The organism is Kineococcus vitellinus (assembly GCF_009906315.1).
In the GTDB taxonomy this organism is placed as follows: Bacteria; Actinomycetota; Actinomycetes; order Actinomycetales; family Kineococcaceae; genus Kineococcus; species Kineococcus vitellinus.
The window spans coordinates 1-9,848 of the sequence record NZ_JAAALL010000171.1 but is presented as its reverse complement, the minus strand read 5'-3'; the positions used below and the strand labels follow the sequence as shown (position 1 = coordinate 9,848).

Genomic DNA, 9,848 nt, shown 5'->3' with positions numbered 1-9,848 from the left:
GGCGGGTGCGGTCAACGGCCGGCGCGGGCGGGCACGGTCGGGTCGCCGGGGAAGAAGCGGCGCCCGGCCCACAGGGCGACGTGGACGAACGCGACGAGCACGGGCACCTCGATGAGCGGGCCGACGACCCCGGCCAGGGCCTGCCCGGAGGTGACGCCGAAGGTGCCGATCGCCACCGCGATGGCCAGCTCGAAGTTGTTGCCGGTGGCGGTGAAGCTCAGGGTGGAGGTCTTCGCGTAGCTGAGGCCGATCGCCCTGCCCAGGGCGAAGGAGCCCGCGAACACGATCGCGAAGTAGGCCAGCAGCGGCAGCGCGATCCGGGCCACGTCCCCCGGCTGGCTGGTGATGGCGTCGCCCTGCAGGGCGAAGAGCACGACGACGGTGAACAGCAGCCCGTGGAGGGCGACGGGCCCGATCCTCGGCAGGAACCGCTCCTCGTACCAGGCCCGGCCGCGGGCCCGTTCGCCGAGGGTGCGGGTGAGGAGACCGGCCAGCAGCGGGATGCCGAGGAAGACGAGGACGCTGAGGGCGATGGCGCCCACGGAGAACTCCGCGCTGGTGGTCTCCAGGCCCAGCCAGCCGGGCAGCACCTGCAGGTAGAACCAGCCGAGGGCGGCGAAGGCGAGGACCTGGAAGACCGAGTTGATCGCCACCAGCACGGCTGCGGCCTCGCGGTCCCCGCAGGACAGGTCGTTCCAGACGAGCACCATGGCGATGCAGCGCGCCAGGCCGACGATGACCAGGCCGGTGCGGTGCTCGGGCTGGTCGGGCAGCAGCAGCCAGGCCAGCGCGAACATCAGCGCCGGGCCGATCAGCCAGTTCAGCACCAGCGAGCTGACCACGAGCTTGTGGTCGGCTGCGGTGCGGGCGGTCTCGGAGTAGCGGACCTTGGCCAGCACCGGGTACATCATCAGCAGCAGCCCGACCGCGATGGGCAGGCTGACCGAGCCGACCTCGACGGCGCTCAGCGCGTCGTCCAGGCCCGGGACCAGGCGCCCCAGCAGCAGGCCCAGGGCCATCGCGGCGATGATCCACACCGGCAGGAAGCGGTCCAGCACCGACAGGCGCGCCAGCACCGGGGTCCCGGTGCCCCGAGGTGCGGCGGGGCGGGGGTTCTCGGCGACCAGGTCGCTCATCGGGCAGGCTCTCCCATCGACGTCGGTCGATGACCGACACTGGCAGGTGCATTCACGCCTGTCAATATCGACACCGGTGAATGTCGAGTGCCACACTGGGGCCGTGGCCACCTCGACCCTGCCCGTCGTCTCCGCCCCCCGCTCGGGCGCGAGCGCCGCCTGCTGCGCCCCGCTCACCCGCCGGCCGCTCAGCGCCGAGGCCGCGACCGACCTGGCCTGCACGCTCAAGGCCGTCGCCGACCCCGCCCGGCTGCGCCTGCTGTCCCTGGTGGCCGCGCACGAGGGCGGCGAGGCGTGCGTGTGCGACCTCGTCGAACCGCTGGGCCTGAGCCAGCCCACCGTCTCCCACCACCTGAAGGTGCTGGTCGAGGCCGGCTTGCTGACCCGCGACAAGCGCGGGGTGTGGGCCTACTTCGCGGTCGTGCCCGAGGCGCTCAACGCCCTGGCCGCCGTCCTGGCCGTCCCCGTCGCCGCCTCCGCCCCCTGAGCCCGGGGCGGTCCCGCACCGCGAGGGTCCCCGGTCGGGGCCGGCCACCGTTGCCCGCGGCACCCGACCGCCGACGGGTCCGGACCGTCGGGGAGGATCGGGCGCGGGTGGTCCGGCCGGGGCGCCCGCGGACGGGCGAGGCACCGCGCCGGGGGTGCCGCACGGGGGGACGACGCATGGCGACGCAGGCGACGGGTGTGGGTTTCCGCTCCGAGCGGGGGCCGGTGCTCATCGCGGTCATGCTCTCGACGGCGCTGGTGGCGATCGACTCCACGATCATCGCCACCGCCGTGCCCTCGATCGTGCGCAGCATCGGCGGTTTCGCCCAGTTCCCGTGGTTGTTCTCCATCTACCTGCTGGCCCAGGCGGTCACCGTCCCGGTGTACGGCAAGCTCGCCGACGTCTTCGGCCGCAAGCCCGTCATGCTCGTCGGCATCGGCCTCTTCCTCGTCGGCTCGATCCTGTGCGGGGTGGCGTGGGACATGGGCGCCCTCATCGCCTTCCGGGCCCTGCAGGGGGTGGGTGCCGGCGCGGTGCAGCCGATGTCCATGACGATCATCGGCGACCTCTACTCGCTGGCCGAGCGCGCCAGGGTGCAGGGCTACATCGCCAGCGTGTGGGCGATCAGCTCCGTGGTCGGCCCCACCCTGGGCGGGGTGTTCTCCGAGTACGTCAGCTGGCGCTGGATCTTCTTCATCAACGTCCCGCTGTGCCTGCTGGCCGGCGCCATGATCTGGCGCCGCTTCGAGGAGGACGTGCAGCGCAGCCGCCCGCGCATCGACTACGCCGGCGCCGCGGTGCTCACGACCGCCCTGACCCTGCTCGTCCTCGGGCTGCTCGAGGGGGGGCAGGCCTGGGCCTGGACCTCGCCGCAGAGCGTCGCGGTCCTGGCGGGCGGGGCGCTGCTGCTGGTGGTGTTCGCGGCGGTGGAGCGGCGGGCGGCCGACCCCGTCGTCCCGCTCGCGCTGCTGCGCCACCGCCTCATCGTCACCACCAGCCTGGTGTCGGCGTTCGTGGGGGCGGTGCTGCTGGGTTTGACCTCCTACGTGCCGACCTACGTGCAGGAGGCCCTGGGCACCGGCCCGCTGGTCGCCGGCTTCGCGCTGGCCGCGCTGACCCTCGGCTGGCCGATCTCGGCCTCGCAGGCCGGGCGGCTGTACCTGCGCATCGGGATCCGGGCCACCGCCCTGCTCGGCTCGCTGGTCGTGGTGGCCGCCAGCGCGACGCTGCTGCTGCTGGACCGCTCCTCCAGCGTCGTGCAGGTGGGGGCGACCTGCTTCGCGATCGGCCTGGGCATGGGGCTGACGGCCGCCCCGACGCTCATCGCGGCGCAGGCCGCCGTCGGCTGGCAGCAGCGCGGCGTGGTGACCGCGACCAACATGTTCTTCCGCTCCCTGGGCAGCGCGGTGGGCGTCGCCGCGTTCGGCGCGGTCGTCAACGCCACCCTGGGCGCCGCCGCGCTGGAGGGCGCCGGCATCGACCCCGACGCCCTGACGCGGGCGGTGCACCACGTCTTCATCGCCACCGCCGCCGTCTCGGTGCTCCTGCTGGCCGCCGTCGCGTGCATGCCGCGCGAGGACGGCACGCGCTCCGGTGCGCAGGCCGGAGCCGCCGCGCGGACCTCCTGAGCGGGCTCCGCGGCCGGGGGAGCGCCGGCCGGGGGGGCCGGACGTGACGCACGCGACACCTCCCGGGGGTCGCGGGAGGGGTGCTCGCGGTGTTGCAGGAGGGGCGGGGCGGTCCGGCGGCCGGGCCCAGCGGCTCTCCGGGCGGAGCGCGCCCCGCGACACCGACGAGCACGACGATCACGACGAGCGAGGTACGCATGACCGCCCCTGCCCCCCAGCGGCTGTGGGAGCGCGTCGAGCGCTGGCGCGGGCACCGGCCCACCAGCGCCCGGCTGCCGCAGCTGCACCGGCTCACCCGCGAGGACCTGGACGACGAGGCGGTCAGGGCGGCGACGATCGTCGCCCTGGCCGGGCTCGGCACCGACCGGCTGGACGCACTGCTGGACCTGCGCGACGCCCTGGCCGGCGGAGCGCTGGACGAGTGGGTCGACGCGTGGGCGCGCGGAGCCGTCTGAGGCCCGCCGTCGCGTCGGTGTCGTCGCGTCCCCGAGGTGCGTCGGCGCGGTGCCGTGTGATCATGCTGGCGTGGAACCCGATCGCGCTGACGTGCTCGCCCTCTACGAGCGCTACCTGGCCTGCTGCAACGAGCACCGCTTCGAGGACCTCGGGGAGTTCGTCTCCGAGCAGGTGAGCGGCTCCGGGCCCGTCGACGGGCTGGCCGCCTACGTCGAGGGGGTCGAGGCCGTGTGCATCGCCTTCCCCGACTACCGGTGGGAGCCGCAGCACCTGGTGATCGAGGGGGACACGATCGCCGTCCGGCTCACCGGCCGGGGGACGCACACCGGGTCCTTCAGCGGCATCGCCCCCACGGGCCGCACGATCAGCACCCAGGAGCTGGTGATGTACCGCGTCGCCGACGGCAAGATCGCCCAGTGCTGGGGAGACCTCTACCCCGTGGTGCGCGACGCCCTGACGGCCTCCGCCACGAGCTGACGCACGGGTCGCCCTGCGCGAAGCAGGCGCCGGGCGTCGTCAGCATGTTCACGCAACGTAGTCAAGTGATTGCGCAGTGTTTAGGGATGCGTCAGGGTGGGGAAGAGGGGACCACAGGACGCCATCGATCGGGGGAAGTCGTGACCCACACCGCGCAGGGATTGAGTCCGAGCGTCCAGGTCTGGGGCTGGCAGGTGCGGGGTGCCTGCCGCCAGGCCGATCCGGAGCTGTTCTTCCACCCGGAGCTGGAGCGGGGAGCCGCCCGGCACCGCCGCGACGCGGCGGCGCTGGCGATCTGCGCCGAGTGCCCCGTGCTGCGCCAGTGCCGCGAGCACGTGCTGGCGCACCGCGAGAACTACGGGGTGTGGGGCGGGCTGACCGAGGAGCAGCGCGAGCAGGCGTGGAGCCGGCGGGGCGAACGCCGCCTGGACCGCGCCGGCTGAGGGCGCCGCTGAGGGCGCCGGCCGGGGCGCCGGGTGCGCAGCGGCCCCCTCGCCCCGGGGGGCTGGCCGCGGCGGCGGTCCGGCTGACATGCTCGGTGCCGTGCAGCACGCGCACGGGGTGGCGGTGCCCGAGGACCTCGCCGAGATGTGCCGCCCAGGGGTGAGCGCGGTGCTCGTCTACGACGCCCAGGTCGGCATCCTGGCCCACGTCCGCGACGGCGGGGCGGTGACCGGGCGCATCGGCGCGGTCCTGACCGCCGCCCGCGCCGCGCACGTCCCCGTCCTCTACGTGCGGCACGTGTCCCTGCCGCCCTCGCACCTGGGGGTGGCGGGCCTGCGCACCGCGATGGCCTGGCAGCGCGTGCAGCGCGCCGACGAGGTGCGCGCCGTCTTCGGCCCGCAGGACGCGCACACGCAGCTGGTGCCGGAACTGGCACCCGTGGGCGGCGAACCGGTCTTCGACAAGCTGGGCATGTCCGCGTTCGTGGGCACCCCGCTGGAGGCGGTGCTGCGCGACCGGGGCGTCGGCACGCTGGTGCTCGTCGGCGCGGTGCTGGAGATCGGCATCGAGCCGACGGCCCGGCACGCGGCGGACCTGGGGTTCCTGCCGGTGGTCGTCGAGGACGCCTGCGGGGTGGTGGACGAGGCCGCCGGGCAGCGCTCGCTGGACGCGCTGGACTACACCTTCGCGTCCTACCGGGGCAGCGCGGCGCAGGTCGTGGCCGCCTTCGGCGGCTGACCGGCGCCGCGCCGCCGCTCAGGCCTGCTGCAGTCCCGGCCTGCCGGCTTCGGTGACGAAGGTGGCCCGGGTGCTGACGGGCGAACCGGGCTGGGAGACCCGCTCGAGCACCCGGAAGTCCGCCCGCAGCTCGCGGCGGTCCAGGCGCGCCACGACGTAGCCGCGCTGGTCGTTGGCCAGCTTGAGGTCGGGGTTGTCGGCCAGTTCGCTGTCGCGCGTCTCGTAGGCGTCGCCGCCGTCCCCGCCGGAGGTGATGGACGTGCAGACCAGTTCCACCCCCACGGGCGCGGAGTTCGGGTCGGCGGCGACGCGGGCCAGGTCGGCGGCGTAGTGCTTGTGCACGTCACCGGTCAGCACGACGGGGTTCTCCACCCCGCGCTCGGCGAAGGCGTCCAGCAGCCGCTGGCGGTCGGCGGTGTAGCCGTCCCAGGAGTCGGGGTTGAAACCCCGGTCGACGCCGGGCACGTAGTCGTGCTCGTGGAACACCACCTGCTGGCCGATGACGTCCCAGGTGGCCGCCGAGGAGGTCAGGCCCTCCAGCAGCCACTCCTGCTGCTGCTCGCCCAGGATCGAGCGCTGCGGGTCGTCGCGCTCGGGCCCGGTCGTGGGGAAGACGTCCCCGCCGGGCTGGTCGTCGCGGTGCTGGCGGGTGTCCAGGACGTGGAAGGAGGCCAGCCGGCCCCAGTCCAGGCGGCGGAAGAGCTGCATGTCGGCGCCGGTGGGACGTGCGCCCGCGCGCAGCGGCATGTTCTCGTAGTACGCCTGGTAGGCGGCGGCCCGCCGGGCGGTGAACTCCTCCGGCGTCGGGTAGGGCTCCTGCGCCTCGGCGATCAGGCCGGCGTAGTTGTTCTCCACCTCGTGGTCGTCCCACGTGACGATCCACGGGGCGACCGCGTGCGCGGCCTGCAGGTCCGGGTCGGCCTTGTACTGCGCGTGGCGCAGGCGGTAGTCGCCCAGCGTCCGCGTCTCCGGGCCCATGTGGTCGCGCACGTTGTCGCCGGAGGGGGAGACGTAGTCGTCGGCCTGGTACTCGTAGACGTAGTCGCCCAGGAAGAGGACGACGTCGGGCTGCTCCTCGGCCAGCCGGCGGTAGGCGGTGAACCAGCCGTGCTCGTACTGCGCGCAGGAGGCGAAGGCCATCGTCAGCGGCGTGCCCCATGACGTGGCGGCCGGGGCGGTGCGGGTCATGCCGACCGGGGAGATCGCCCCACCGGTCCCGGCCACGCGGAAGCGGTAGAAGAACTCCCGCCCGGCGGGCAGGCCGTCCAGCTCCACGTGCACGCTGTGCCCCAGCTGCGAGACCGCGGTGGCGCGGCCGCTGCGCACGGTGCGCCGGAAACCCTCGTCCTCGGCCAGTTCCCACTCGACGGGGACGTCGCGCTCGGGCATGCCGCCGCGCCCGTCGGCGGCGTACGGGGAGGGCGCCAGCCGCGTCCACAGCACGACGCCGTCGGCGGTGGGCTCGCCCGAGGCCACGCCGAGGGTGAAGGGGTCCCCCAGGCGCACGGCCGCCGACTTCGCCTGCACGCCCGGGCCGGGCGTGGTCTGCGCGGCGGCGGGCAAGGCGGTGGCGGTGACCAGGCCGGCGCCGACGGCGCCGCCCAGCACGGTGCGGCGGCGGGCGCCGGCGGCGCAGGGACGGACGGGTTCGGACGTGCTCACGGGAGCTCCTCGTCGAGGGGGCAGCGGGGGCGGTGGCTGCGTGCGCGCACCGGACGAGGAGGACGTTGCTCCCGCAGCGCGACCGCCCGGGTGCCGCTGCACGACGTCCGCGTGAACGCTGCGTGCATGCGCACCGGAGCGCTGCGGGTCAGGGCTGCGAGGGGCGCCGATCCGTCCAGTCGAAGACGATGCGGCGCTCGGCGATGCGCCACCCCTCCGCCGTGCGCTCGAAGGTGTCCAGGTAGCGGATGGCCATGGTGAGCAGCACGCGCTGCCCGTCCTGCCGCAGCAGGTGGTGGGCCATGCAGTACGTCTCGGCGCTGGCCGAGTCGCCGGTGACGTCGACGTCGCTCTGGCCGTTGAAGTACGTGGTGGCCTCGTACTGCGCGATGAGCCCGGCGAACGTCGCGGCGAGCGCCTCGCGCCCGTGGATCGTCTGCACCGGCTCGGTCTTCGCGGGATCGCCCTCGAACAGCAGCACCCGTCCGTCCTCGGTGAAGACGGCCGCCTGTTCGGCCGGCTCGCGCCGGTCCGCGTGGTGGGCGTAGGCGTCGATGAGCCGCCGGACCGCCTCGCGGTCGGAGCCGAGGCCGGGGTCGTTCTGGACGGTGCTCACGCGGGCTCCTCGAGGTGCGTCCGGGTGGGGGGAGGTTGCTGCTGCGAGGCCAGGAAGGCGGGGAAGTCGCGGACACCCGGGTGCAGCCGCCGAGTGAGCAGCAGATCCCCCTGGTAGGCGGGCGGGTGACCCAGCCAACCGAACATCGCCCGGAAGTCGTCGTCGTCCACGGCCTCGACGGGCGTCGGCTCGAAGCGGCCGCGGAGCCCGCGCCGGCGGCCGAGGTGCTCGGCGACCTGCTCGGCGGTCAGCTCGTCACCGGCGACCTCGACGGCTCCGGCACCGGCCAGCCCCGGGCGCAGGAGCAGCGCGGCGCAGACGGCGCCGACGTCCACGGCCGAGATCAGCTGCAGGGGCACGCGGGGGAGCAGCGGTGCGCGCAGCACCAGGTCCTCGCCCTCCTGCACGGGAGCCATCGACTGCACGAAGTTCTCCATGAAGAACACCGGGCGCACCACCACCGCCGGCACGCCGCTGGCGCGCAGGTGCTCCTCGACGGCCCACTTGCTCTCGAAGTGGGGCACGCCGGAGCGGCGCTCGGCGCCGCCGACGGAGCTGTAGACGAGGTGCGGGACCCGCGCAGCGGCGGCCGCGTCGACGACGGCCCGTCCCTGCACCACCTCCCCAGCCGGGCCGCGGGCGGCGAAGACGGTCACGGCGAACAGGGCGCTCAGGCCGGCGAAGGCCTCGCGCAGGCCCCCCGGGTCGTCCGTGTCGGCGTGCGCCGCACGGACACCCGGCAGCCCCTGCACGGCGGCGGCCGCCTCGGGGCGGTGCACCAGCGCGCGGACCGGCACCCCCGCCGCCGCCAGCGCCCGGACCACGGCGGACCCCTGCTGCCCGTTCGCCCCGAGGACGCCGACCTCGCCCCGCTGCGACGTCACTCCGGCAGCAGCATCGTGTAGACGGCCGTGATGAGGCCCCCCTCGACGAGGGCGACGTCCGCGCCGCGGACCACGGGTTCCCCGCCCTCGGGGCCGAACCGCCAGGCGAGGTAGCCCAGGTCCTGCACCACCTGCACCGGCCCGCCGGGACTGAAGACGAACCCCGGCGACTCGTCGAGCAGCCGCTGCGCCTTCTCGTCGAGCGCCTGCCGGCCGACCACCGTCTCCTCCGGGTCGGCGAAGGTGACCTCGGGCACGTAGGTGCGCTCGATGGCCGCCCGGCGCCGCTCCGGGTCCCGCTCGGCGAAGACCTCCAGCAGGTTGGCGTGCATCAGCTCTTCGACGGTCACCGGTTCTCCTCGGGCATCGGCCGGTCCTCGAGCCCCTGGGTCGGCTCGATCTCGGGGCCCACACTGGTGGTGCTCGTGCGGCGCCTCCATCCGTCACGTGACTGAACCCCGTCAGCAGCGCTGACCGTCGCCGCAGCGGCGCCTCCGGTCACCCACCGCGACGCGGCGTCCACCGGCCCCGCACCGGGCGTACGGTGTGCCCGGTGTCGTCCGCCCCGCCGGACACCGGCGGCGGGGAGCGGTGTGCGACCGGCGTCTCGGAGGGCCTCGTCGTGATCACGGCCGGCGGGCTCCCGTGCGAGGAGTGGGGACCAGCGTGATCGGGCGCGAGCGGGAACTCGCCGAGCTGCGGGGCTTGCTGGAGGTGGTGGCTGCCTCCGGGACCGGGCGGGTGGCCGTGGTGGAGGGTGAGGCCGGGATCGGCAAGTCGACGCTGGTGGCCGCGCTGGCGCGGGTGGCCGGTGGTGCGGGTTTCCGGGTGCTGCGCTGCGCGGGGTCGCAGGGTGGTGCGCCGGCGGGGTTCGCGGGCCTGCACGAGCTGGTGCACCCGGTGCTGGAGCTGGTGGGGGCGTTGCCGCCGCGCCAGGGTGCGGCGCTGCTGACGGCGTTCGGGGTGCACGAGGGTGCGGCGCCGGACCGGTTGCTGATCGGCCTGGCCGCGCTGGGCCTGCTGGAGGAGGCGGCGGCGGCGCGGCCGCTGCTGCTGGTGGTGGAGGACGCCCCGTGGCTGGACGCCTCCAGCGCGGAGGTGGTGGGTTTCGTGGCGCGGCGGTTGCAGGGGGCGCCGGTGCTGCTGGTGGCCACCGCCCGCACCGGCGGCGACGCCCGCTCGACGGAGCACGGCAGCGAGGTCCTCGAGTCCGCGGCCGCTGCGCGCCTGCTGCTGCCACCGCTGTCGGCGCGGGAGTCCGAGGAGCTCCTCGACTCCCTGGACCCGCGCGACCCCCTCGACCCCCTCGACCCCCCGGAC

The 9,848-nt window shown here is 74.9% G+C and carries 12 protein-coding genes; 7 read left to right on the top strand and 5 right to left on the bottom strand.

The window, feature by feature from the left end; all coding sequences use genetic code 11:
- Window positions 1-11 precede the first annotated feature (11 nt).
- Window positions 12-1,136, bottom strand: coding sequence for an ACR3 family arsenite efflux transporter (gene arsB / locus GTQ99_RS14790; protein ID WP_276612281.1), 1,125 nt, complete (start codon window positions 1,134-1,136; stop codon window positions 12-14).
- A gap of 103 nt (window positions 1,137-1,239) precedes the next feature.
- Here arsB and GTQ99_RS14785 point away from each other — a divergent pair, with 103 nt between their 5' ends.
- From GTQ99_RS14785 to GTQ99_RS14760, 6 genes are all read left to right on the top strand, one after another.
- Window positions 1,240-1,623, top strand: coding sequence for a metalloregulator ArsR/SmtB family transcription factor (locus GTQ99_RS14785; RefSeq protein WP_166616502.1), 384 nt, complete (start codon window positions 1,240-1,242; stop codon window positions 1,621-1,623).
- Window positions 1,624-1,799: 176 nt separating this feature from the next.
- Complete coding sequence (locus GTQ99_RS14780) at window positions 1,800-3,251, top strand: MDR family MFS transporter (protein WP_166616501.1); 1,452 nt, start codon at window positions 1,800-1,802, stop codon at window positions 3,249-3,251.
- A 197-nt stretch (window positions 3,252-3,448) separates the two neighbouring features.
- A complete protein-coding gene (locus GTQ99_RS14775) occupies window positions 3,449-3,706 on the top strand; it encodes a hypothetical protein (protein ID WP_166616500.1) in 258 nt (85 codons plus the stop codon).
- A gap of 70 nt (window positions 3,707-3,776) precedes the next feature.
- Complete coding sequence (locus GTQ99_RS14770; RefSeq protein ID WP_338075014.1) at window positions 3,777-4,184, top strand: ester cyclase; 408 nt, start codon at window positions 3,777-3,779, stop codon at window positions 4,182-4,184.
- Between the two features lie 140 nt (window positions 4,185-4,324).
- Entirely contained in the window at window positions 4,325-4,627 is a 303-nt protein-coding gene (locus GTQ99_RS14765; RefSeq protein WP_338075013.1) for a WhiB family transcriptional regulator, read from the top strand.
- Between the two features lie 100 nt (window positions 4,628-4,727).
- Entirely contained in the window at window positions 4,728-5,366 is a 639-nt protein-coding gene (locus GTQ99_RS14760; RefSeq protein WP_166616497.1) for an isochorismatase family protein, read from the top strand.
- Window positions 5,367-5,384: 18 nt separating this feature from the next.
- Here GTQ99_RS14760 and GTQ99_RS14755 read toward each other — a convergent pair whose 3' ends face one another.
- The 4 genes from GTQ99_RS14755 to GTQ99_RS14740 form a co-directional block, all read right to left on the bottom strand.
- A complete protein-coding gene (locus GTQ99_RS14755; protein ID WP_166616496.1) occupies window positions 5,385-7,028 on the bottom strand; it encodes an alkaline phosphatase D family protein in 1,644 nt (547 codons plus the stop codon).
- A gap of 148 nt (window positions 7,029-7,176) precedes the next feature.
- Window positions 7,177-7,644, bottom strand: coding sequence for a nuclear transport factor 2 family protein (locus GTQ99_RS14750; protein ID WP_166616495.1), 468 nt, complete (start codon window positions 7,642-7,644; stop codon window positions 7,177-7,179).
- Window positions 7,641-8,528, bottom strand: a complete 888-nt coding sequence (locus GTQ99_RS25240) for an NmrA family NAD(P)-binding protein (protein WP_166616494.1) — start codon at window positions 8,526-8,528, stop codon at window positions 7,641-7,643. Before GTQ99_RS25240 ends, GTQ99_RS14750 begins: the two co-directional genes overlap by 4 nt.
- Window positions 8,525-8,878 carry a nuclear transport factor 2 family protein gene (locus GTQ99_RS14740; protein ID WP_338075012.1) on the bottom strand — a complete coding sequence of 118 codons (354 nt, stop codon included), beginning with the start codon at window positions 8,876-8,878 and terminating at the stop codon, window positions 8,525-8,527. Before GTQ99_RS14740 ends, GTQ99_RS25240 begins: the two co-directional genes overlap by 4 nt.
- A gap of 316 nt (window positions 8,879-9,194) precedes the next feature.
- Between GTQ99_RS14740 and GTQ99_RS14735 the strand changes: the two genes are divergently transcribed.
- Window positions 9,195-9,848: AAA family ATPase (locus tag GTQ99_RS14735; RefSeq protein ID WP_166616493.1), on the top strand; the 654-nt coding region annotated here is incomplete at its 3' end.